Below are 21,470 nucleotides of genomic sequence, written 5' to 3'. Positions count from 1 at the left end.
CCTGTCGAGCATGATGCCGAAAGTGCATGCGGTTTTCGGACGACATCATGCTCTACTTCTTTGATTCTAGAGCGGATTCAGATTTCAGACCGATGCGATCTAAAATCATCCGCTCCAGGGAACCGGTCAGCCCTTGAGACCGGTCATGGTGATGCCCTCGACGAAACGCTTCTGTGCGAGAAGGAATGCCGCGACGAGGGGAAGGGTGATGATGAGGGTCGCCGCCATGAGCGCGCCGTAATCGTCGCCGGCTTCGGCGGCGCGGAAATACATGAGGCCCAGCGGCGGCGTGAAATAATCCTGCTTGCTGATGACGATCAGCGGCCAGTAGAGGTCGTTCCAGTGCGCGACGACCGAGAAGATCGCGAAAGCGGTCACCGCAGGCCAGGCATTCGGCACAATGACGCGGGCGACGATGCCGAGTTCCGACATGCCGTCGAGGCGGGCCGCATGGATCAGATCATCAGGCATGGCGCGGAAGAACTGCAGGAACATGAAGATCGCGAAGACCGAGATCGAGAAGGGCGCCACGAGAGCCGTGTAGCTGTTCAAGAGCGACAGGCTGTTGAAGCCGACATAGAGCGGCAGCGCGGTCGCGTGGATCGGGATCAGCAGGCCGAGCATGATCAGCACCATCATGGTGCGTGCCGCCGGAAACTTCAGCTTCGCCATGGCGTAAGCGCAGGGGATGGCGATCAGCACCTGGAAGAAGAAGATCAGGCCGCAGACGAGGACGCCGTTCATCAGCAGCGTGCCCATGTCGACCTTGTTCAGCGCCTTGGCGATGTTCTCGACGTAATAGAAATGCGTCGGGATCAGCTTTAGCGCCGAGGTGAAGATATCGTCCTGCGCCTTGCCGGCGGTCGAGATCATGAAGATGTAGGGCGCCAGGAAGATGAGCGAGCCCAGGATCAGCAGAGAGAGGCGCAGGATGCGGCCGGGAGTGAAGCCTGTCGAGGTCATGTGTAATGCACCTGCCGGTCTTGGATGCGATATTGCAGGAAGGTCAGCACCACGAGGATGGCGAGGAACACCGTGGTCATCGCCGAGGCATAGCCGACCCGGAGATAGACGAAGCCTTCCTGGTAGATGCTGAAGAGCAGGACTTCCGACGCATGGTTCGGGCCGCCGTCGGTCAGCGCTTTCACGGTGTCGAAGACCTTCACCGCATTGATGATGCTGATGGTGGTGACGAAGAGCGTCGTCGGCCCGAGCATCGGCCAGGTGACGAGCCAGAAGCGATCCCACGCCGATTTTGCGCCGTCCACTTCCGCTGCAGAATAAAGCTCGCGCGGGATGGCGGTGAGACCGGCCAGGAACAGCACCATGTTGAAGCCGACCGATTGCCAGACGCCGATGATCGACAGGCTGTAGAGCGCCGTTGCCGACGAGCCGAGCCAGTTCGGACCGGGCAGGCCGATTTCAGCGAGCAGCGCATTGATCGGGCCGATCGTCGGATGGAAGAGATATTGCCAGACGGTCGCCATCGCCACGATCAGCGAGGCGACGGGCAGGAAATAGGCCGTGCGGAAGAAGCTGCGGCCGATGCCTTCGCTCTCGATCAGCAATGCGACGCCGAGGCCGAGCACGATCGAGACGGGCGCTACGATCGCCGTATAGACCGTGGTGTTCCAGAGCGATTTCATGAAGGCGCGGTCACGCAGCAGATGCGCGTAGTTCTCGAAGGCGACGAAACGCAGGCTCTTGTCGCCGAGCTGGAAGTCCGTGAAGCCGAGCACGACGACGGCAACGATTGGCACCAGGATGAAGAGCACGATCAGGATGATGGCGGGCAGGGCGAAGAGCAGAGCCGTGCGGGCTTCGCTGCGTTCGCGGGCCGCGGCCGTCCGCATCGGCAGGGATGTGGCGGCAATACTAGCCATGCGCCTTCTCCCGTGTGGCGTCGACGGTCGTCGGGCTCGCGCGTAGGCGGTGGCCATCCTCGGCGAAGACCATCGCCTGTTCTGGCTCCAAGATCAGCGCAATGGGCATGCCGGCTGAAAGGCCGGCAACTTCGGCGGGAGCGAGCTTGACGACCATGGTTTCGCCGATGGCGTCGAGCTTGGCATAGAGAATGACTTCGGAGCCGAGGAACTCCATGCGCTCGATATGCGCTGCCAGCGCGTCCTGCCGGTTTTGCGTGAGGCTCACGAATTCCGGACGGATACCGAGCGTGACGTTGTTGCCGGCGATGCTGCCGTCTTCCAGCGTAAGCCGGATGCCGCCGAAGGCGACGATGCCGCTTTCAGCCCGCGCCGGCAAAAGGTTGATGCGCGGCTGGCCGACGAAACGGGCCACTTCGATATGCGAGGGATCGTCATAGATCACCTGCGGCGAGGCGAGCTGCAGCAATTGGCCGCCGATCATCACGGCGACGCGGTCGGCCATCGACAGCGCCTCGGCCTGGTCGTGTGTGACGTAGACCGTCGGCACGCCGGCGCGGCGGTGCAGATCGACGATCTCGCCGCGGGCATGGACGCGCAGGTTGGCGTCGAGATTGGAAAGCGGCTCGTCCATCAAGAAGACGGCGGGGCGGCGCACCATGGCGCGGGCGAGCGCCACGCGCTGACGCTGGCCGCCGGACATCTGGCCGGGCTTGCGGTCGAGCAGGTGGTCGATCTTCAGCGACGTCGCCATTTCGCGGACGTCGCGGATGATGGCGGAGCGGGTGGCGCGCTGGCCGGGGATCAGCGCACCGATGAAGGGCAGGCGCTGGATGCGCGACAGGCGGCGCATGGCGAGCGGCACGGCGATGTTTTCCGAGGCCGTCAGGTGCGGATAGAGCGCGTAGGACTGGAACACCATGGCGATGTTACGGTCGGCGGCTGCAACGCCTGAAACGTCGCTGCCGCCGAGGATGATTTCGCCGCTGTCGGCATGGTCAAGGCCGGCGAGGATGCGCAGCAGCGTGCTCTTGCCGCAGCCGGACGGGCCGACGAGGGCGATGAACTCGCCCGGCTGGACTTCGAGATCGACGCCCTTGAGGATGGCGTTGCCGCCGAAGGATTTGGCGATGCCGCGAAGCGAGAGTGCGCTCATTCGGTCGGCTCCTTCTGTGCCTTCGGTGCTGCCTGCGGATAGACTTCCATGACGACGTCATCGAGGAAGTAGGCGGTCATGCCGGGTACGGCGACGAGCTCGGTCGACACCGTCTCGCCAAGCTCATGGATCGCGGCGCCGATCAGCCGTTCACCCGGCATTTCGCGTTCCATCTTGTCGAGGATGAAGGCGCCGGGCGGTGCCCAGACGAGGTTGGTACGGTTGAAGCGGCCTTCCCAGGTCCAGTGCAGGTGGCCGCTGCCGAAAAGGGCGACGTCATGGGCCGCGATCAGATCGTAAAGACGGCGGCGCTGGGTCGGGCGCACGCTCCAGTAACCGGTGTCGCCCTCATCCGGCGCATCGACGAAGAGCGGCTTGTGGGCAAAGAGGGCAACACGGCGCTCGCCACGGCTTTCGAGCATCTGCTGCAGCCAGTCGAACTGCTTCTGCTCTTCGGCATCCTCGAAGCCCATCAGCAGGCTGTTGAGGCCGATCAGCCGCCAGTTGTCGACGTCCTTCGCCCAATAATCGGGACCGACGAGGCGACGCCAGCGCTCCAGCCGCTCCGGATTGACTGGCTGATAAGAGCCGGGCAGGTGGCCGACGTCGTGGTTTCCGGGCACGATCAGCATCGGCACGGAGACTTGCCGCATCAGATCCATGGAGAAGATAAGATCTTCGTCCTTGTCTGCGCCGTCGACGCTGAGATCGCCAGTGTGAACGACGAGATCGGCGCCGCTTGCCTCGATCCATTTCGCCAGCGGCTCCCAATTGCCGTTGAAATGCGGCTTGTTGGGGCTCAAATGGGTGTCGGTGATCTGGATGATCTTCAAGGCGCTTCTCCGCAGTCTCTAGAAAGGGTGCGCCTGCGGAAGGAATGGCCTTCAAACCGGCGCGTCTCTGCGCTCTCTTTAGAAGGCCCCCATGTCAGTTAGGTAACGGGTCTTTTCATCTGTTTTTCAGTTTTGTCACATCGTCGTCAAACGAGGGTGCTGCCCGCATCATGTCGAACGGAAGCACTGTACGCGATTGCCAGGCTGCTATAGATCGTTGCGAAAGGGATCAGATATGTCAGACGAACAAAGCCGCATCACCAAACTCGAAGAGACGGTCGCCCATCAGGTGAAGATGATCGAGGAGCTTTCCGACCAGATTGCCGAGCAATGGAAGGTGGTCGAGCAGACCAGGCAGAAGCTCGACCGGCTGACCGAGCGGTTTCTGACGCTGGAGGAGCAATCGCTCGACGCGCCGGCGATTACCAAGCCGCCCCATTACTGAACATCATTTCTGAACAAGGCCGCCGTCTCGTTCACGTTTCGGTGTTACACGCGACCGTATGTAACATTGAGCCTCGCCTTTCCGTATCTCCTTGTGACCGAAGCGTTTAGAATGGCGGTCGAGAGGAGAGTGTCATGAAGACTTTATCGACAGATATGATCCGTATTGGCTCGGCGCGGGTTACGCGCCTTGCCGGACTCACGGCGGCCGCAGTGCTGGTCGGCGCCATCGCACTGCAATTTGTCGGTCGCGCATCGGCCGAGGATGCGCGGGTCATTCCCGCGCCGAGCATGGATGAAAAAGCGATTAGCGCCAGCACGGAAACAGCGGTGCTTGCCGGCGGCTGCTTTTGGGGTGTGCAGGGCGTCTTCCAACACGTCAACGGTGTCATCAGTGCCACATCGGGCTATACGGGCGGCAGCAAGGATGCAGCTCATTATGAAATGGTGAGCTCGGGCGATACCGGCCATGCCGAATCCGTGCGCATCGTCTTCGATCCGCGCAAGATCAGCTATGGCCATCTGCTGCAGATCTATTTCTCCGTTGCCCATGATCCGACGGAGCTGAACTATCAGGGGCCGGATACGGGTACGCAATATCGCTCGGCGATCTTCCCGACGAGCCAGTCGCAGGCCGATATCGCCAAGGCTTATATCGATCAGCTCAACCACGCCAAGGCCTTCGATGCCGCGATCGTCACCAAGATCGAGCCGGCGCGGCAATTCTATGCCGCCGAGGATTACCATCAGGATTTCCTGACGACGCATCCGAGCTATCCCTATATCGTCATCAACGACCTGCCGAAGGTGAAGAACCTGCAGCATCTCTTCCCTGGGGATTATCGCGCCGACCCGGTTCTGGTGACGGCAAGCGCCAGCGCGAAATGATGGTCCGCCTGACCGGCGAGCGATGCCCGCTGGTCAGGGCCGCCTTGCAAGAAATGCTCGTTACTCCCGGCTTGTCTGGTGTATTGCTCCCTCACCAGACATTCATCGAGAGTGCGCTTCGTCATGATCGTCCGCGACCGGCCGAATCTCTTCCAGCTTTTTTTCATCGTTCGAGGGTCGATCATCCGGCGCATCCTGCCGCAGATCATCGCCATCTTCCTCCTGTCCACGCTGATCGTCTGGGGGCATGAGGAGAAGCCGCACCTCATCGTCTCCTTCAACGGCTCGGCGCTGTCGCTGCTCGGTATCGCGCTTTCGATCTTCCTCGGTTTCCGTAACAATGCCTGTTACGACCGGTGGTGGGAGGGGCGGCGCGACTGGGGGCAACTCGTCCATCTCGCGCGCAGCTTCGCTCGCCAGACGCTGGTGCTGGAGGGTGCGGGCGAGGCTGGTATAGAGGCGCGCAAAAACCTGCTGCGCCTGACCATGGCCTTTACACAGGCGCTGGTCTGTCTTCTGCGTGAAGGCAGCGACGAGGGCAAGGTGCTGCGCCTGCTGACCCCAAGCGAGGCGGAATTCTACCATGCGGCTCAGAACCGGCCCGACCTTATCCTGCGCTTGATGTCCGCCGATCTCGCGCGGCTGAAGGCATCGGGTGCGATTTCGGATATTCAATATCAGATGCTGGATATCACGATTGGCCAGATGGGTGCGGCCCAGGCGGCTTGCGAGCGGCTGCGCAATACGCCGCTGCCTTTCGGCTATACGCTGCTTTTGCATCGCACCGCCTATCTCTTCTGCTTCCTGCTACCCTTCGGCTATGTCGATACGCTCGGCTGGGGTTCGCCCTTCGTCACGGCCCTGATCGCCTATACCTTCTTCGGTCTCGATGCGCTGGGCGACGAATTGGAGGATCCTTTCGGCCATCGTCCCAATGCGCTCGCCATCGGCGCCCTTGCCGATACGATCGAGATCAATCTGCGCGAAGCGCTCGGCGAAACCGACCTGCCGCCGTTGCCGCAGCCCAAGGATTTCCTGCTGATGTAAAAATCTGCAAAAATATTCGCCGGGCGATGGAATAGAATCCGGAGTGCTTCCGTATATAGGAGTATGGAACGCAAAGGACGCACATTCGATGTTTTGGGGCAGCTCGGTTCGCTGAGACGTTACGCCCGCTCGCTCGTGCGCAATGCGGACGAGGCCGAAGATCTGGTGCATGACGCGCTGGTCAAGGCATATGAGCGCAAAGCATCTTTCCGCCACGGCGGCAATCTGCGCACCTGGTTGCTGTCGATCCTGCACAATGTGCATATTGACCGCCTGCGTCAGAAGAAGTCGCTGAACCGTCGTCACGAGGAAGCCGCGGCTGACCTCGAAACGGCATTGCCGGCATCGCAGGACCATACGGTGCGTTTGAGCCAGGTCCGCGAGGCATTCTTCAATCTGCCCGAGGAGCAGCGCGAGGCGCTGCATCTCGTGGCGATCGAGGATCTCTCCTATCAGGAGGCGGCATCTGCACTTGGCATTCCTGTCGGCACGCTGATGTCCCGCATTGCGCGGGCACGGGCGACGCTGCGTAGTTTCGAGGAGGCTACCTCCAAGGTTTCACATCTCAGGCTTATCGAGGGAGGCGGCAATGAAAATCGTTGATCCGATCATCGATACCGATCTCGACGCCTATGTCGATGGCGAGCTCACTCTCGCGCGCCGTGTCGAGGTGGAATCCTATCTCTCGGAGCATCCGGAGATCGCCGCCAAGGTGATGGCCGATATGAGCATCCGCGGCGAGCTGCGCATGGCGCTGGCCGGAGAAGGCCATGTGGTCCGGGCAGAAACGCGTGAGGCCGCGCGGCGGCTGGAGCGCGGGCTGGTCTATGGCCGCATGCTGGGGTCCTTCCAGCGGGTTGCTGCCATCGCCGTGCTGGTGACGACCGGCTGGGTCGCACATACGTCCTTCGGTGCCTTTACGGCGAGCGAGGTCAGTGCGTCCACGCGGCCGCCGGCCTTTGTCGACGATGCGGTGCGCGCCTATAAGACGACTGCCGTGCGCGAGGAGATCAAGCCGCAAGCGGCGGCTGCGAGTTACAATCCGGAAGAAATCCGTGCTTCGACGGCAATCGTATTGCCGGAACTGCCGGGGGACTGGCGCGTCACCGATGCGCAGATCTATCCGTCCGAGTTCGGCCCAAGCATCGAAATGATGGTCGATGCCGGAGAAGATGGACATTTGTCACTTTTCGCCGTCCGCCCGGGCAATTTCGCCGTCCAGGACGTCAGTCACATCAAGCGTGACGATGTCCAGGCTGCCTATTGGCAGATCGGCGAAGTTGCCTATGCGCTGATCGGCAATGGCAAGGCGGGCCAGCTGGACGGCGATGCCGAAAAGCTTGCCCGCAGCCTCTACTAGTTTGGATTAAAGGAGAACGACCATGAACCCGACCAATCCGCGATACGGCTACGGAGCCGCCGCCGGCTCTCAGGCGCTCTTCGACGAGGGGCTGCGCAAGCATATGCTGCGCGTCTACAATTACATGGGTATCGGCCTTGTCGTGACGGGCATCGTCGCGCTGATCGTCGGCACGACGCCGGCGCTCTACGTACCCATCTTCCAGAGCCCGCTGAAGTGGGTCGTCATGCTGGCGCCGCTCGCCTTCGTGTTCTTCTTCTCGTTCCGTATCCAGTCGATGTCGGCCAGCACGGCGCAGATGATGTTCTGGGCCTTCTGCGCGGTCATGGGCCTGTCGCTGGCCTCGGTCTTCCTGGTCTTCACCGGCACGAGCATCGCCCGCACCTTCTTCATCGCCGCGACGATGTTCGGCGCGACCAGCCTTTACGGCTACACGACCAAGCGTGACCTTTCCAACATCGGTTCGTTCCTGATGATGGGTCTGTTCGGCGTCATCATCGCCAGCATCGTCAATATCTTCCTGGGTTCGAGCGCTCTGCAGTTCGCCATCTCGGTCATCGGTATCGTCGTCTTTGTCGGCCTGACCGCCTGGGATACGCAGAACATCAAGGAACAGTATGCCGAAAATTACGATCAGGAATCGCAGCAGAAGCTCGCCGTCTTCGGTGCCCTGTCGCTCTACCTGAACTTCGTCAACATCTTCCAGCTGCTGCTGAATTTCACCGGCGAGCGGGAGTAGTTTGAAATTGCCTGCTTGAGCATGGTCTGAGCTAAAGGGCACTCCACGCCTTTGGTGATCATGCTCCGGTAATGCGTCTCCCTGGGGGCTTGTTGAGACGCATGACGCGCCTGCAGTATCTGCGCCGATACTGCAGGCGCAACTTTTTTGTGGCTATGTCCAAGACCGAATCCGGATCATTCAGCCCGCCGGAATTCTGTCCTTCGTAGCATCGACGCCACCAATTTCTCCCGCTATGGTTTGATTTTCTCGGCCACCTTTGCCAAGTTGCACTATCGGCTTCGAAAACGGGTTTGAGCGGTGGCAAGATGGTGGCAACGACTATTTCTCGCACTCGGGATCGTCCAGTCTGTGGCGATGCAGTCCATGGCCAATGAAGCTCCGAAGGAAGTGGCCCGGCTGACTGAAGCCGTCAAAGCCATACCGGGCATCACGGAAGCCGAACTCGGCAAGGTCTATCTCCCCGATGTCGCTCTCTCGGATCTTTCTCTGCCCGGTGCCTATGCGGATCTGCCCGCTGCCGCGTTGCGCAGAACCAAGGGCGGTTTGCCGGACGAATTGCTGCTTTCGATCGGCTTCACGATCGAACCGGACGAGAAGGGCCTGAAGGCGCTGGAGTTTCTGGCGTGGTGGACGCGGGATCAGGCGCGTGGCGGCGAGAACATGCAACTGCGCGCCCTGGCGCTGCCGCCGATGGCTGGAAATACCAAGCAGCTCGGCCAGACCCTGCGTTTTACCATCGACTGGTTCTACAGCAATCCATCACAGGATATCGGTGTGGTACTGAAGGCCCTCGATGAGACTGCCGCATCATTGGAACTGGCAACACGCCTATATCGCCCCGCCTTCCAGTAGGATTGCCCTTCGACGACTGCGTGTCCGGTGGTTCTCGTTTCGCGAGCGCTTCAAAAGAGCGGCCGGCAGCCGCGATGATGCGATTGCCGGCCGCTTTGGCTGAAATTTACCGTTCTTCGCTCCTAGGTCGCGAAGGTTCTCTTCTTACCATTCGGCGACGCTGCCGTCCTCGTGGCGCCAGACCGGGTTGCGCCAGCGATGGCCTTCCTTGGCACGCTCGATGACATAGGCTTCGTCGACTTCGATGCCGAGGCCGGGGCCTTGCGGAATGCTCACGAAACCATCGGCATAGTGGAACACCTCCTTGTTGGAGATGTAGTCGAGGATGTCATTGCCCTTGTTGTAGTGGATGCCGAGGCTCTGTTCCTGGATGAAGGCGTTGTAGCTGACGGCATCGACCTGCAGGCAGGCGGCAAGCGCGATCGGGCCAAGCGGGCAATGCGGCGCCAGCGCCACGTCATAGGCTTCGGCCATGGCCGCGATCTTGCGGCATTCGGTGATGCCGCCGGCATGGGATAGATCGGGCTGGAGAATGTCGACATAGCCGTCCGACAGGACCGACTTGAAGTCCCAGCGCGAGTACAGGCGTTCGCCGAGCGCGATCGGCGTCGAGCAATGATTGGCGATTTCCTTCAAGGCTTCGCGGTTTTCCGAAAGCACCGGCTCTTCGATGAAGAGCAGCTTGTAGGGCTCCAATTCCTTGGCGAGCACCTTGGCCATCGGACGATGGACGCGGCCGTGGAAGTCGACGCCGATGCCGATATAGGGGCCGATCGCCTCGCGGATGGTGGCGATGGTCTCGACGGCCTTCTCCACCTTGTCATAGGTGTCGACGATCTGCATTTCCTCGCAGCCATTGAGCTTGATCGCCTTGAAGCCGCGGGCAACGACCTCCTTGGCGTTGTTGGCGACGTCGGAGGGGCGGTCGCCGCCGATCCAGGAGTAGACCTTGATCTTGTCGCGCACCTGGCCGCCGAGCAGCGAATGGATCGGCTGGCCGAGCGCCTTGCCCTTGATGTCCCAGAGCGCCTGGTCGATGCCGGCAAGGGCCGACATATGAACGGCGCCGCCGCGATAGAAGCCGGCGCGATACATGACATTCCAGTGATCCTCGATGAGGAAGGGGTCCTTGCCGATCAGGTAATCTTCCAGCTCGTGCACGGCTGCCTGTACGGTGAGCGCGCGACCCTCGACCACGGGCTCACCCCAGCCGACGATGCCTTCATCGGTCTCGATCTTCAGGAACAGCCAGCGCGGGGGAACGATATAGGTCGTCAGCTTGGTGATTTTCATAGGAATGATTCCGTTTGGCTTTGGGTTGCGTCAGCGGCGCGAGGCCGCGGATCTCGGGGTTTCGGGATTTGTTTTCCGGCCTTTGTCCAGCCGTCGTTCGACGGCGAGATCGCGGGCGGCAAGATCGAGCATGCGGTGGGCGCAGGTGCGCGCCGCATCGCGGTCGCGAAGGCGCAGCGCTTCCACGAGTTCGCCGTGAACGGCGATCGCCTCGTCGCGGCTATGGGCGGCGACATTGGAGGCGTGAAGCGCATATTTGAGGCCGGCATGCATGGCGCTGGAGAGGCGACGGAACACCTGGTTGTGGCTGGCGCTGAGCAGCAGCTTGTGGAAGGTCACGTCGGCCTCGGTAAAGCCCTCCGGGTCATTGCCGCTGTCGCGCATCTGCTGCCATGCGCTCTCCAGGTCGGCAATTTCGCGAGCAGTAGCGCGCTCGGCCGCATATTCTGCGGCTGCGGGTTCTATGGTACGGCGCGCTTCGAGGATGGAGCCGAGAATATCGAAATCGGCAATATAAGGCCCCATCCATTCCAGCACATCCTGGTCGAGAATGTTCCAGTCGTCCTTGTCGCAGACCGTGGTGCCGATGCGCGGCTTGCCGCGCACGAGACCCTTGGACTCCAGCACCTTGAGGGATTCGCGGATAACCGTGCGGCTGACGCCGTACATTTCGCAGAGATCGTTTTCGCGCGGCAGGGTCGAGCCGGAAGGATAGCGTTCGGCGCATATGTCTTCGGCGATCGCCGCCGTCACATTCTTGCGCACGCGCGGACGACGCGCCGGCTGAGCCATGGAGTCGTGCCCCTGTCTTTCGAGCGATTCCACCCTATCTCCTCCGCACCATTTCGCATGTTCTGCCCGAATTTCTTTCTCGACCGGAGAGGGGCAGGATTTTCATGCAGATGATGGCCGGTCACGGTTGGTGACCAAACATTGAAATCATCATACGATAATCATCATACATTGGCAATATTCTTGTATGATGATTTGAAAAAACTGGCGCAATCGCGTTTTCAGGAACAATGCGCCTGGCGCAGCCGTTTTCCGGATCGACGCCGCGTCTGTTACCGCGGCGTCGTCTTCGACGGATAGAAGGACTATGGTGACGATGCGGGCGGCCGTGCCGCTTGCCGTCGATCATCACGGGAAAGGCGGTTCCGCCCCCGAGGCTCATTCAACGACAAGGAGGACGACATGCAGATCAATCGCACAGGTTCGGCTCAATGGTCCGGCGGTCTGAAGGACGGCAAGGGTCAGATTTCGACGCAGAGCGGCGCGCTCAGTCACTATCCTTACGGCTTTGCCAGCCGCTTCGAAGGCGTTGCCGGCACCAATCCGGAAGAGCTGATCGGTGCGGCGCATGCGGGTTGCTTCACCATGGCCTTGTCGCTGATCCTCAATGAAGCCGGTTTCACCGCCGAAAGCATGGAGACAACGGCCAAGGTGACGCTTGAAAGCGTCGAAGGAGGCTTTGCCATCACGGCGATCCACCTGACGCTCAAGGGCAAGGTTCCCGGCGCCGATGAAGCCACGTTCACCGAACTTGCCAACAAGGCAAAGGCCGGTTGCCCGGTTTCCAAGGCACTTGCTTCCGTTCCGATCTCTTTGGAAGTTCACGCCGCCTAAGCTCAGGATCTCATGATTCTACGGGCACTTCGCGGCGCGAAGTGCCCGTAGAATGCTGCGCGCGATGCTCAAAGCAGTGCGTTTCGTTGGCCAATGGGCCTTACGCGCCGGCTACTGCCGCAAGGCGTCGCTTCACGATCAAAGCCAGCGGCACCGTGTAGAAAAAGTGCGACATGAAGCCACCGATAACGACCATCGGATCGAAATAGTTCGGATGATCCGTGGTGGCCACCATGATGGCAGCATGCATCACGATCCAGATCACTACGGCGTAGAACAATGCCACGAACGTCGCCTCGAAGCCGCGCCGCCGGAAGTACGGCCAGATATAGGCAAAGGCGATGCCCCAGGCAAAAACGAAGGAGAAGTGGATTGCCGTGCCGAGGAAATACGCCGTCAGTCCCAAAGTTTCCTGCACCGTCTTGCCGAATACGAGGCCTGTGGCATTACGGGGAATGCCCGCCAGCGGCATGAGCTGCTGGACACCAACCCAGACGATCGCCTCATATATCCAGATCAGGACGCCGCCCGCGAGGCCCCCGATCACACCGGCTTTTATGGTCGTCCACAGGGCTGGTGTATCCGTGAGGCCTGCTCCCACGTTCATATCTCGACGGATCTCGTCATAATTGCTGCTCATGTTCGATTTTCCTCCCTGATTGCTCCACTCTCAAATTCATGCCTGACCACCCAAATTGTGGATGGGCATAAGGTCCTCTTTCGGAGGTTTTCCAACGGGGCGGGAAAATTTATCGCGAGCCTGGCAGGGCCGATCATGACGGCCGGCTACTCACCATCGCATAACTGACGGCGCTCTCGACATTTCGTCTCGCAGTCCGACTATTCATTGGACAAATAAAGAGGATGCCGTCGCAACACCAATTCAAATGGTCGGCGGTTTGATAAGTATTGGCTATATTGCGGCGTCGTAAAATTGTGACTTGGCGCCATCAATCAATCTTGCCATGCGAAGGTGTGTTTTCGCGCATGCGTCTGCAATCCCTCGCGGCTGCCTCGATCCAGGCCTGCTACAAAATATCCTGCGCGTGGAGCGCGTTTGGTATATAGTTCGTACTCGGGCATTGGGCTGTCATTTTCACTGAAATGCAGTGCTCAAGGGGAGGGGCGAATGTCTGGGATTCTTTTGATTCATGTCGTCATCAGTTTGATTGCCATCATCAGCGGCATCGTTGTGGCCCAGGGATTTCTCACGGCCAACCGTCACGACCGATCGACGCTCGTCTATATGCTTACGACTGCGCTCACCAGCCTGACGGGTTTCTTGTTCCCGTTTCACGGAATCACGCCGGCGATCATTGTCGGCATTCTCTGTCTTCTCGTCTTCATTCCGACGGCACTGGCGCGCTACAGGTTTCATCTCGCCGGCATCTGGCGGTCGGTTTTCGTGGTCGGCGCACTGGTGCTGCTTTTCTTCAACTGTCTGGTGCTGATCATTCAATCCTTCCAGAAGATACAGGCGCTCAATGCGCTGGCACCTACCGGTAACGAGCCGCCGATCCTCGCCGCGCAGGTAGCGCTTTTGGTGGCCTGCCTGCTCGTCGGGTATTTCAGTATTCGCCGCTTCCATCCGACGCTCTTGAGCGCCTGATCGCGCGCCGATCGGGCCTGCGACAAAATGTCGGACACTTTCAGCACGCTCCGCAAGGCGCGTTGTTGATCGTTTAACTGTTGTTTCAAGTTGTTCGGCGCATCCTCGGTTTATTCAATAGCATCTAAAAGCCGCCCAAGTTGTGGGTGGTTTCATTGACATCGGCGCTCTGATGGTTTACGAGTGACGAAAATTGAAAATCGTCACTCGTAAACCATCAGGCCTGCTCATGCTCGATCTTTCCGACGTTAGCGCCGATCCTGCCCGCCAGGAAAACATCACGCGCATTCTCGATGCCGCCGAAAAGCTGTTTCGCCACTATGGCTACAGCAAGACGAATGTGGCCGACATTGCACGCGATCTCGGCATGTCGACGGCGAATATCTACCGCTTCTTCGGTTCCAAGGTTGAAATCCACCAGGCTCTTTGTGGGCGCATGCTCGGCCAGAGCTACCAGATGGCGCTCGCCATCCGCAATCAGCCGATCAGTGCGACCGATCGGCTGCGGGCCTATACCATGGCCCAGTACAAGATGACGATGGAGGCCATGCTCGACGAGCAGAAGGTTCACGAAATGGTCGTTGTCGCCATCGAGCGTGATTGGCACGTCATCGAAAAGCATATCGATCGTATCCACGATCTGATCGCCGAGATCATTGCGGAGGGAATTGCCGCCGGTGAGTTCTTCGAGCAGGACCCTTACGTTGCGTCCAAATGCTTCGGCGCGGCGACCATCAATCTCTGTCATCCGCAGATGGTGGCCCAGTGCCTTGCCAAGACAAACCGGGCCGAGCCCGAGGATCTAGTCGAGTTCGCCATCAGGGCCTTGAAGAAATAGCAATGCGCGCTCCGGATAGCCGGCGTGTTTCCACTCTTTGTTCGACTTTAGGAGAGAGCGACATGGTTTCGCTGACGACCAACACTCTACGGGCCGCTGCCGGTGCGGTTCTCCTTGCTGCCTTGGGGCTTGGGCTCTCGGGCTGCAATGAGAAGAAGGAAGAGGCGGCGGAGGTGATCCGACCGGTCAAGGTCGTCGAAATCGCCCAGGCTGATACGACGCGCAAGCTCGACTATTCCGGCGCTGTGCGTGCGCGGACGGAAATGAATCTTGGCTTTCGCGTCAACGGCAAGATCGTCGAGCGCAAGGTGGATATCGGCCAAAGGGTAAAGCCCGGCGATGTGGTAGCCCGCATGGATGCAACCGATTATGTTCTCGCCGTGCGCCGTTCGCAGGCCGATCTGGATGCCGCCGAAAAGCAGGTGCAGACGACCGAGCTTGCCCGCAATCGCGCGCAGACGCTCTTTGACAAGAACGTCACCTCGAAGTCGCAGCTCGAGCAGGCCGAGCTTTCCTATGAGCAGGCCGTTTCGACGCGCGATTCCGCAGCGTCGGCATTGACCGAAGCCAAGAACCAGGTCGCCTATGCCGACCTGACCTCCGACATGAATGGTATCGTGACTGCAATCAACGCCGATGTCGGCCAGGTGGTCAGTTCCGGTACAGCCGTCATCACCGTTGCCGTCGATGGCGAGAAGGAAGTGCAGGTCGCTGTCCCGGAAATGGACATCGCCCAGTTCAAGGTTGGCAAGGACGTCAAGGCGCGCTTCTGGTCCGACGCGGCCCTCGTGCTGGATGGAAAGGTGCGGGAAGTGTCGGGTAGCGCCGATCAGTCGCGCACCTTCGCCGTGCGTGTGAGCGTGCCGAACGATCCGCGCGTTCTGCTTGGCATGACCGCGACGATCGAGGCGCTTGCCGACAATACCCAGCCCTATGTTTCCATTCCCCTGAGCGCCCTTGCCCAGAAAGACGGGCAGCAGATCGTCTGGCTCGTCGACCGCAGTGCCGGTACCGTGCATTCCCGCACGATTAAGGTCGCAGATTTCTCCGATGACGGCGTGCGCGTGGCCGATGGCCTCAAGACCGGCGATGTCGTCGTTGCAGCCGGCACTCAGTTCATGAGCGAAAACATGAAGGTCAAGCTTTCTGGTGCCGCAGCCCAGCAGGCTTCCGCAGAAACCAAAGCCGCCTCGGCGGATATCGTACGCTGATCCGGATCGAGGGGACGACGTCATGTCCATCAATAATACCTCCGACGAGAGGAAGCGTTTCAACCTGTCGCGTTGGGCAATCGCCCATCCCAGCATTGCGCGCTTTCTGTTCGGGCTCATCATCATCGCCGGTGCACTCGGCCTGACCCATATGGGCCAGAAGGAAGACCCGGATTTCACCTTCCGCGTCATGGTCGTGCAGACCGTCTGGCCCGGCGCCTCCCTGCAGGACATGGAAGACCAGGTGGTCAACAAGATCGAGCGCAAGCTGCAGGAAACGCCGCATCTCGATTGGGTCAAATCCTATACCCGCGCCGGCTTTGCCATCACCACCATCCAGATCAAGGGCGATACCAACACCGCCGAGGTGAAGGACGCCTTCTACCAGATCCGCAAGAAGGTCGGCGATATCGGCAACGAGCTGCCGTCCGGCCTGCTCGGTCCCTATTTCAACGATGAATTCGGCGATACATTCATCACGCTGCATTCGATCAGCGGCGATGGCTACACCTATCCGGAGCTGAAGAAATTCGCCATCCAAGCCCGCGACATGCTGCTTTCGACGCCCGGCGTCGAGAAGGCGACCATCATCGGCGATCAGGCGGAGCAGATCTATATCGATGTCTCCTCCAAGGTTCTGGCCGAGCGCGGACTGACGCTCACCGACCTGAAGAACGCCATCGTTGGGCAGAACAACGTCGACCCGGCTGGCAACGTCGATACCAGCACCCGCTCGGTGCGCATCTCGGTCGAGGGCGATGTCAACAAGATCGAGGATATCAAGAACCTGCGGCTGACCGCCGGCGGCCAGGTGACGCGCCTTGGCGATATCGCGACCGTCTCCGCCGGGCTGCAGGACCCCTATACCGCCAAGTTCCTTTATAACGGCCATCCGAGCGTGCAGCTCGGCGTCGTCATGGCTCCAGGCTTCAAGGTGACTGATGTCGGCAAGTCGGTTGAGGAAACCTACAAGCGCTTCGAAGCCTCGCTGCCGGTCGGCGTTCAGGTCGATCAGATCGCCAACCAGCCCGACGTCGTCACGGATGCGATCAGCGAATTCATGCATGCGCTCGGCGAGGCCCTCGTCATCGTGCTGATCGTCTCGTTCCTGTCGATCGGCTGGCGCTCCGGCCTCGTGATCGCGATCGCCATTCCGCTGGTGCTGGCTGCCACATTTGCCATCATGTACGAGCTCGGCATCGACCTGCAGCGTATCTCGCTCGGCGCGCTCATCATCGCGCTCGGTCTGCTGGTCGATGACGCCATGATCGTGGTCGAACTCATGGAGCGCAAACTGGAAGAGGGGCTGGTGAAGCTCGATGCCGCCAGCTTCGCCTATTCCTCCACGGCTTTCCCGATGCTGACCGGCACGTTGATCACGACCGCCGGCTTCATCCCTGTGGGATTTGCGGCATCGACGGCCGGCGAATATGTCCGCTCGCTCTTCTACGTCGTCGGCATCGCGCTCGTGGTCTCCTGGTTCGTGGCCGTCTACTTCACGCCATGGCTCGGCTACATGATCCTCAAGCAGCGCCATCATGCCGGCGAGCATCACGACGTGTTCGATACGCGCTTCTACCGCCGTCTGCACTCCTCGGTCGCCTGGGCCGTGCGCCACCGCGTCATCGTTCTGCTTCTGACGCTCGCCGCCTTCGTCGGCAGCCTCTGGTCCTTCCAGTTCATTCCGCAGAACTTCTTCCCGCAGTCGTCGCGCCCGGAAATCCTGGTCGATCTCTGGCTGCCCGAAGGCACCAGCATCAAGGAAGTCGAACGCCAGGCGCAGGCACTGGAAGCCCGTATGGCCGATGATCCGGACAAGCGTTTCATCGCCACCTATATCGGGCAGGGTGCTCCACGCTTCTTCCTGCCGCTCGATCAGCAGCTCACCAATCCGAACTATGCCCAGATGCTGGTCATGGCCAAGGACGAGCCGGCCCGCGAGCGCCTGATCACCAAGATGCGCGGCATACTGGCCAACGATTTCCCATCCGTTCGCGGCAAGGTCGATCGCCTGTTCCTCGGTCCGCCGACGGGCTGGCCCGTACAGCTACGCGTCATGGGTCCGGACCGTCAGGAGGTTCGCCATATTGCCGACGAGGTGAAGCAACGCTTTGTCCAGAATCCGTTGCTCGGTGCCATCCATGACGACTGGCTTGAGCCGGTGCCGGCTATGAAGCTGGTGATCGATCAGGATCGCGCCCGCGCTCTCGGCGTCACCTCGCAGCGCATCCGCCAGATGCTGCAGGCTTCGATGTCCGGCGTCACTCTCGACAACTATCGCGAGGGTGAGGAAACCGTTGGAATCGTTGCCCGCGAGCCGGAAGAAAGCCGTCATCTGCTGACGTCGGTAAACTCGGTCTATATCCCGACAGATAGCGGTGGCTTCGTGCCGTTGTCGCAGGTCGCCAAGATCGTGCCTGTCATGGAGCAGAGCATAGAATGGCGCCGTGACCGCCTGCCGACCATCAGCGTGCGGGCGACCCTGCCCGACAATGTGCAGTCGAACGACGTGACCGCCAAGCTCTACAATGACATGGCTGATCTGAGGAACAGCCTGCCGGCCGGCTACAAGATCGAGATCCAGGGCGGCGCCGAAGACAGCGCCGAAAGTCAGGCCTCGATCGCCGCCAAGGCGCCGATCATGCTCGTCATCATCGTCGTGCTCTTGATGGCGCAGCTGCAGCACTTCGGCAAGGCGATGCTGGTGCTGGCGACGGGTCCGCTCGGCATTATCGGTGCGGCTGCGGCTCTGCTCATCAGCGGTGCACCCTTCGGCTTCGTCGCGATCCTCGGCGTTATCGCTTTGCTCGGCATCATCATCCGCAACTCGATCATCCTCGTCGACCAGATCGACCAGGATATTGCGGCGGGCATGGACCGGAAGGAAGCGATCATCGGCTCGGCCGTGCGTCGTTTCCGGCCGATCACGCTGACCGCGCTGACGGCCGTGCTGGCGCTGATCCCGATCTCGCGCGGCGTCTTCTGGGGTCCGCTCGCCTATGCGATGATGGGCGGTATCCTGGTTGCGACCGTGTTGACGATCTTCGTCCTGCCCGCCGGCTACGCCTTGTTCTTCGGCCGCGAGCCCAAGAACAAATCGGCGGAGCCGGTTGCCAAGGAGCAGGTCGACGAGGAAGAGCGGAATACGGTTCTGCTGCCGCCGGCCGTGGCGGCAGAGTGAGACGTCCGAAAGAAACAAACCCCGGCCTCTGGCCGGGGTTTTCTTTTGAGCCGTTAGAACATTTCCGCTTTTGTTCGAATCGCGAAAACGCCCTATCGTCTTATTTCCCAAGGCCTTCCGGACGGAAAATCTTTACGCACTTTTCCTGGAAATGCCCTAGATCGACGGCAGGATCGTCTGTTTACCTTCGGCGATCTTCAGGATCGTCAGCGTTCCGCCCATGGAAACGGCCGTATCGATACCGATGCGGCTTAGACCAAAAACGGGATGCGAGCCCGGCGTGTGGCCATGGACTACCAGCAGCGGCAATTGCGGTCCGCCCGACAGGAACGGCTCGCGAATCCACATCAGATCTTCATCCGTCTGCTCACTTAAAGGGAGACCGGGCGTGATGCCGGCATGGACGAAGAGTGTCGAGCCGAAAGTGACGGCCGCGGCCAGCGAGCGCAGCAGGTCGATATGCGCTGCCGGCATCGCCTTGAGCGTCATGTCGCGCAACTCCTCGACGCTATAGCCGAGGTCGAAAAGCATGTGCCGGGCATCGATGCCGTAGGATGCGAGCGTCGGCAAGGCACCGAACTCCAGCCAATGGATGTTGGCATCGGGATCGTCCAGAAAGCGCAGGAAGACATCGTCGTGATTGCCGCAAAGCGCATAGCGGTCGAAGCCTTCGGGCGGCGGTGCGCTAAGATGCGCCAGGACATCGCTGGAACGGGGGCCACGATCGACATAATCGCCGAGATACATCAGCAGCTTTCGGCCGGGAAGGCTGCGAGCATCCGCGATGATACGCCTTTCGGCCTCCGCCATCTCATCGTAACAGCCATGGATGTCGCTTAGGGCATAGATCGCTGTGTAATCACGTCCGGTGAGATCGATACGGTCTCGCTGATGCTGCATGAAATCGACCGTTTTCTGCCGGGTCGTGCCTGAACGGCCGCGGCAGTCCAATTGCTTGACATGGTGTCGAGAAACCCGCCTTTGGCGAGCCTATACGGGACGGTATTCCAAGCATCGATCCGCCGCAAGTCTTACGGGCGTAGGCATTGGTCTGAACCGTTGAAATTTCAGAAAGATTCAGCGTAGTCTTCGGGAGGTCGCGCATTATGCAACCTCCCGAATGGCTATGATGCTCAGCCGCGATAGGCTGCTTCGAGCCCGGCAATGTCGAGTTTGACCATCTGCATCAGGGCTCGCATGACACGGGCGGCCTTCGCCGGGTCCGGATCGGCGATATATTTGCCGAGCACGGTCGGCACGACCTGCCAGGAGACGCCGTAGCGGTCCGTCACCCAACCGCATTCCACCGGCGCGCCGCCATCTGTAAGGCCATCCCAGAGGCGGTCGACCTCGGCTTGATCGATGCAATCTATCTCCAGCGAGATCGCATGGTTGAATTCGATGCGGCTGCCGCCGTTCAGCGCCATGAAGCGCTGGCCGGCAAGCGTGAAATTGACGACCAGAACCTCATCCGGTTTACCGGCGGGCGTGTCGATAATATTCTTCTGCACATGATCGATCCGGGAATCCGGGAAAAGCGAGACATAGAAATTCGCTGCTTCCTCGGCTTCTCGCGCAAACCACAGGCATGGGGCAATCTTGGACATTTGGTGTTCCTCTCTCGTTGGAAGCCCGAAGGACGAAAGAGGAGCGGTAGGGCCGACAGGGCTGCGAAAATTTTTTCGAATTCCTGCCGGCCGACGAGCAGCTAGACCAAGCGACCGCCGCCATCGATATGCAAGACCTCCCCCGTCACGAAGCGGTTCGCCATCAGGAAAAGGATCGCCTCAGCGATATCCTCCGGCCGGCCGATGTTGCGGCTGGGGAGCGTCGAGGCGGTCTGTTCCAGCACCTGCCGCTTGGCCTCGCCCATCAGGCCATCGAGAAGCGGGGTATCTACCCATCCTGGCGAAACCGCGTTGACGCGCATCGGCGACAATTCAATGGCAAGGGCGCGAACCGTGCTCTCGACTGCGGCGACGGCGGCTGCGACGACGGCACCGATGGCGGCCGGGCGGGAGGCGAATTGCCCGGAGGTCATGGTAATCGAGCTTGCGGGATGCAGAAGCGGAAGAGCGGCCTTGATGGCGAGCAACGGCCCGATCAGGCGTTCGCTCAAGACCTTCGAGAGATCTGCCGCCGACTGATCCTTGAGCGACTGCAGATGCACAGTCCCCGCCGTGATCAGCAGATGGTCGATCCTGTCGATCCCGGCGAATATCGACGGCTGCGGGGCGGCGATATCCGAGACGATCTGGGTCGCGCCGCCGATCGCTTCGGCGGCGTCGCGAAGACGCTCGGCGTTGCGGGATAGCAAAAAGAGATTTGCGCCGGCTTCCTTGGCCTGTTTGGCGGTCGCCAAGCCGATCCCCGAAGAGCCGCCGATGATAACGACGTTCTGACCGTGAAATGATTGGGGCTCTGTATTGCCCTTTTGAATGGTGCTGGTCTGCAAGACTGGTTCTCCGATTGGATTGTTGACCGGTCTCAACGTCTTCGATCGGCAT

At 60.4% G+C, this 21,470-nt stretch carries 22 protein-coding genes; 12 read left to right on the top strand and 10 right to left on the bottom strand.

What is annotated here, in order from left to right:
• Positions 1–126 precede the first annotated feature (126 nt).
• Genes ABOK31_RS13705 through ABOK31_RS13690 form a run of 4 tightly spaced genes read right to left on the bottom strand, consistent with a single transcriptional unit; the run spans position 127 to position 3,872 of the window.
• Entirely contained in the window at positions 127–963 is an 837-nt protein-coding gene (locus ABOK31_RS13705) for a carbohydrate ABC transporter permease (protein WP_349956376.1), read from the bottom strand.
• On the bottom strand, positions 960–1,883 hold the full coding sequence (locus tag ABOK31_RS13700) for a sugar ABC transporter permease (RefSeq protein WP_349956375.1): 924 nt from the start codon (positions 1,881–1,883) through the stop codon (positions 960–962). Before ABOK31_RS13700 ends, ABOK31_RS13705 begins: the two co-directional genes overlap by 4 nt.
• On the bottom strand, positions 1,876–3,039 hold the full coding sequence (locus ABOK31_RS13695) for an ABC transporter ATP-binding protein (RefSeq protein WP_349956374.1): 1,164 nt from the start codon (positions 3,037–3,039) through the stop codon (positions 1,876–1,878). Before ABOK31_RS13695 ends, ABOK31_RS13700 begins: the two co-directional genes overlap by 8 nt.
• A complete protein-coding gene (locus ABOK31_RS13690) occupies positions 3,036–3,872 on the bottom strand; it encodes a metallophosphoesterase (protein WP_174177136.1) in 837 nt (278 codons plus the stop codon). The genes ABOK31_RS13695 and ABOK31_RS13690 overlap by 4 nt, the downstream gene beginning before the upstream one ends.
• Before the next feature lie 235 nt (positions 3,873–4,107).
• On the opposite strand from ABOK31_RS13690, the gene ABOK31_RS13685 reads away from it, so the two are divergent.
• From ABOK31_RS13685 to ABOK31_RS13655, 7 genes are all read left to right on the top strand, one after another.
• Complete coding sequence (locus tag ABOK31_RS13685; RefSeq protein ID WP_349956373.1) at positions 4,108–4,317, top strand: SlyX family protein; 210 nt, start codon at positions 4,108–4,110, stop codon at positions 4,315–4,317.
• A gap of 134 nt (positions 4,318–4,451) precedes the next feature.
• Positions 4,452–5,204, top strand: coding sequence for a peptide-methionine (S)-S-oxide reductase MsrA (gene msrA / locus ABOK31_RS13680; RefSeq protein ID WP_349956372.1), 753 nt, complete (start codon positions 4,452–4,454; stop codon positions 5,202–5,204).
• A 123-nt stretch (positions 5,205–5,327) separates the two neighbouring features.
• Positions 5,328–6,251 (top strand): bestrophin family protein, encoded by a 924-nt coding sequence (locus ABOK31_RS13675; RefSeq protein ID WP_349956371.1) that lies wholly within the window; start codon positions 5,328–5,330, stop codon positions 6,249–6,251.
• Between the two features lie 63 nt (positions 6,252–6,314).
• Complete coding sequence (locus ABOK31_RS13670; RefSeq protein ID WP_174177130.1) at positions 6,315–6,854, top strand: sigma-70 family RNA polymerase sigma factor; 540 nt, start codon at positions 6,315–6,317, stop codon at positions 6,852–6,854.
• Positions 6,841–7,611, top strand: coding sequence for an anti-sigma factor (locus ABOK31_RS13665; RefSeq protein WP_174177128.1), 771 nt, complete (start codon positions 6,841–6,843; stop codon positions 7,609–7,611). Before ABOK31_RS13670 ends, ABOK31_RS13665 begins: the two co-directional genes overlap by 14 nt.
• Positions 7,612–7,633: 22 nt before the next feature.
• A complete protein-coding gene (locus tag ABOK31_RS13660) occupies positions 7,634–8,350 on the top strand; it encodes a Bax inhibitor-1/YccA family protein (RefSeq protein WP_174177126.1) in 717 nt (238 codons plus the stop codon).
• 366 nt (positions 8,351–8,716) lie between these two features.
• Entirely contained in the window at positions 8,717–9,205 is a 489-nt protein-coding gene (locus ABOK31_RS13655; RefSeq protein WP_349956369.1) for a hypothetical protein, read from the top strand.
• 144 nt (positions 9,206–9,349) lie between these two features.
• On the opposite strand, the gene dgoD is transcribed toward ABOK31_RS13655, so the two are convergent.
• Positions 9,350–10,498 carry a galactonate dehydratase gene (gene dgoD, locus ABOK31_RS13650; protein ID WP_112502608.1) on the bottom strand — a complete coding sequence of 383 codons (1,149 nt, stop codon included), beginning with the start codon at positions 10,496–10,498 and terminating at the stop codon, positions 9,350–9,352.
• Positions 10,499–10,528: 30 nt separating this feature from the next.
• The gene (locus ABOK31_RS13645; RefSeq protein ID WP_349958953.1) at positions 10,529–11,290 is read right to left on the bottom strand and encodes a FadR/GntR family transcriptional regulator; all 762 of its coding nucleotides are present in this window, start codon (positions 11,288–11,290) and stop codon (positions 10,529–10,531) included.
• Between the two features lie 402 nt (positions 11,291–11,692).
• Between ABOK31_RS13645 and ABOK31_RS13640 the strand changes: the two genes are divergently transcribed.
• Positions 11,693–12,124 (top strand): OsmC family protein, encoded by a 432-nt coding sequence (locus tag ABOK31_RS13640; protein ID WP_349956368.1) that lies wholly within the window; start codon positions 11,693–11,695, stop codon positions 12,122–12,124.
• Between the two features lie 100 nt (positions 12,125–12,224).
• Here ABOK31_RS13640 and ABOK31_RS13635 read toward each other — a convergent pair whose 3' ends face one another.
• Positions 12,225–12,764, bottom strand: coding sequence for a hypothetical protein (locus ABOK31_RS13635; protein WP_349956367.1), 540 nt, complete (start codon positions 12,762–12,764; stop codon positions 12,225–12,227).
• A gap of 489 nt (positions 12,765–13,253) precedes the next feature.
• On the opposite strand from ABOK31_RS13635, the gene ABOK31_RS13630 reads away from it, so the two are divergent.
• From ABOK31_RS13630 to ABOK31_RS13615, 4 genes are all read left to right on the top strand, one after another.
• Positions 13,254–13,733, top strand: coding sequence for a hypothetical protein (locus ABOK31_RS13630; protein WP_349956366.1), 480 nt, complete (start codon positions 13,254–13,256; stop codon positions 13,731–13,733).
• 229 nt (positions 13,734–13,962) lie between these two features.
• Positions 13,963–14,571 (top strand): TetR family transcriptional regulator, encoded by a 609-nt coding sequence (locus tag ABOK31_RS13625; RefSeq protein ID WP_174177194.1) that lies wholly within the window; start codon positions 13,963–13,965, stop codon positions 14,569–14,571.
• A gap of 62 nt (positions 14,572–14,633) precedes the next feature.
• Positions 14,634–15,782 carry an efflux RND transporter periplasmic adaptor subunit gene (locus tag ABOK31_RS13620; RefSeq protein WP_174177117.1) on the top strand — a complete coding sequence of 383 codons (1,149 nt, stop codon included), beginning with the start codon at positions 14,634–14,636 and terminating at the stop codon, positions 15,780–15,782.
• A 22-nt stretch (positions 15,783–15,804) separates the two neighbouring features.
• Complete coding sequence (locus tag ABOK31_RS13615; RefSeq protein WP_349956365.1) at positions 15,805–18,963, top strand: efflux RND transporter permease subunit; 3,159 nt, start codon at positions 15,805–15,807, stop codon at positions 18,961–18,963.
• 156 nt (positions 18,964–19,119) lie between these two features.
• On the opposite strand, the gene ABOK31_RS13610 is transcribed toward ABOK31_RS13615, so the two are convergent.
• The 3 genes from ABOK31_RS13610 to ABOK31_RS13600 form a co-directional block, all read right to left on the bottom strand.
• On the bottom strand, positions 19,120–19,863 hold the full coding sequence (locus ABOK31_RS13610) for a metallophosphoesterase family protein (RefSeq protein ID WP_174177113.1): 744 nt from the start codon (positions 19,861–19,863) through the stop codon (positions 19,120–19,122).
• A gap of 233 nt (positions 19,864–20,096) precedes the next feature.
• Complete coding sequence (locus tag ABOK31_RS13605; protein ID WP_349956364.1) at positions 20,097–20,570, bottom strand: VOC family protein; 474 nt, start codon at positions 20,568–20,570, stop codon at positions 20,097–20,099.
• A gap of 101 nt (positions 20,571–20,671) precedes the next feature.
• The gene (locus tag ABOK31_RS13600; protein ID WP_349956363.1) at positions 20,672–21,418 is read right to left on the bottom strand and encodes an SDR family oxidoreductase; all 747 of its coding nucleotides are present in this window, start codon (positions 21,416–21,418) and stop codon (positions 20,672–20,674) included.
• Between the last annotated feature and the right edge of the window lie 52 nt (positions 21,419–21,470).

It is taken from the genome of Rhizobium sp. ZPR4, assembly GCF_040215725.1.
Taxonomy (GTDB): Bacteria; Pseudomonadota; Alphaproteobacteria; order Rhizobiales; family Rhizobiaceae; genus Rhizobium; species Rhizobium rhizogenes_D.
The sequence above is the reverse complement of the archived record's forward strand: the minus strand, read 5'-3'. Positions and strand labels throughout refer to the sequence as shown.

What these genes read in the sequence shown, in the direction of transcription:
- ABOK31_RS13655 (WP_349956369.1), top strand. Translation starts at nt 8,717, where the DNA reads ATGGCCAATGAAGCTCCGAAGGAAGTGGCCCGGCTGACTGAAGCCGTC.
- ABOK31_RS13640 (WP_349956368.1), top strand. Translation starts at nt 11,693, where the DNA reads ATGCAGATCAATCGCACAGGTTCGGCTCAATGGTCCGGCGGTCTGAAG.
- ABOK31_RS13610 (WP_174177113.1), bottom strand. Translation starts at nt 19,863, where the DNA reads ATGCAGCATCAGCGAGACCGTATCGATCTCACCGGACGTGATTACACA.
- ABOK31_RS13630 (WP_349956366.1), top strand. Translation starts at nt 13,254, where the DNA reads ATGTCTGGGATTCTTTTGATTCATGTCGTCATCAGTTTGATTGCCATC.
- ABOK31_RS13605 (WP_349956364.1), bottom strand. Translation starts at nt 20,570, where the DNA reads ATGTCCAAGATTGCCCCATGCCTGTGGTTTGCGCGAGAAGCCGAGGAA.
- ABOK31_RS13665 (WP_174177128.1), top strand. Translation starts at nt 6,841, where the DNA reads ATGAAAATCGTTGATCCGATCATCGATACCGATCTCGACGCCTATGTC.
- ABOK31_RS13635 (WP_349956367.1), bottom strand. Translation starts at nt 12,764, where the DNA reads ATGAGCAGCAATTATGACGAGATCCGTCGAGATATGAACGTGGGAGCA.
- ABOK31_RS13700 (WP_349956375.1), bottom strand. Translation starts at nt 1,883, where the DNA reads ATGGCTAGTATTGCCGCCACATCCCTGCCGATGCGGACGGCCGCGGCC.
- dgoD (WP_112502608.1), bottom strand. Translation starts at nt 10,498, where the DNA reads ATGAAAATCACCAAGCTGACGACCTATATCGTTCCCCCGCGCTGGCTG.
- ABOK31_RS13625 (WP_174177194.1), top strand. Translation starts at nt 13,963, where the DNA reads ATGCTCGATCTTTCCGACGTTAGCGCCGATCCTGCCCGCCAGGAAAAC.
- ABOK31_RS13660 (WP_174177126.1), top strand. Translation starts at nt 7,634, where the DNA reads ATGAACCCGACCAATCCGCGATACGGCTACGGAGCCGCCGCCGGCTCT.
- ABOK31_RS13615 (WP_349956365.1), top strand. Translation starts at nt 15,805, where the DNA reads ATGTCCATCAATAATACCTCCGACGAGAGGAAGCGTTTCAACCTGTCG.
- ABOK31_RS13685 (WP_349956373.1), top strand. Translation starts at nt 4,108, where the DNA reads ATGTCAGACGAACAAAGCCGCATCACCAAACTCGAAGAGACGGTCGCC.
- ABOK31_RS13675 (WP_349956371.1), top strand. Translation starts at nt 5,328, where the DNA reads ATGATCGTCCGCGACCGGCCGAATCTCTTCCAGCTTTTTTTCATCGTT.
- msrA (WP_349956372.1), top strand. Translation starts at nt 4,452, where the DNA reads ATGAAGACTTTATCGACAGATATGATCCGTATTGGCTCGGCGCGGGTT.
- ABOK31_RS13705 (WP_349956376.1), bottom strand. Translation starts at nt 963, where the DNA reads ATGACCTCGACAGGCTTCACTCCCGGCCGCATCCTGCGCCTCTCTCTG.
- ABOK31_RS13645 (WP_349958953.1), bottom strand. Translation starts at nt 11,290, where the DNA reads ATGGCTCAGCCGGCGCGTCGTCCGCGCGTGCGCAAGAATGTGACGGCG.
- ABOK31_RS13695 (WP_349956374.1), bottom strand. Translation starts at nt 3,039, where the DNA reads ATGAGCGCACTCTCGCTTCGCGGCATCGCCAAATCCTTCGGCGGCAAC.
- ABOK31_RS13670 (WP_174177130.1), top strand. Translation starts at nt 6,315, where the DNA reads ATGGAACGCAAAGGACGCACATTCGATGTTTTGGGGCAGCTCGGTTCG.
- ABOK31_RS13620 (WP_174177117.1), top strand. Translation starts at nt 14,634, where the DNA reads ATGGTTTCGCTGACGACCAACACTCTACGGGCCGCTGCCGGTGCGGTT.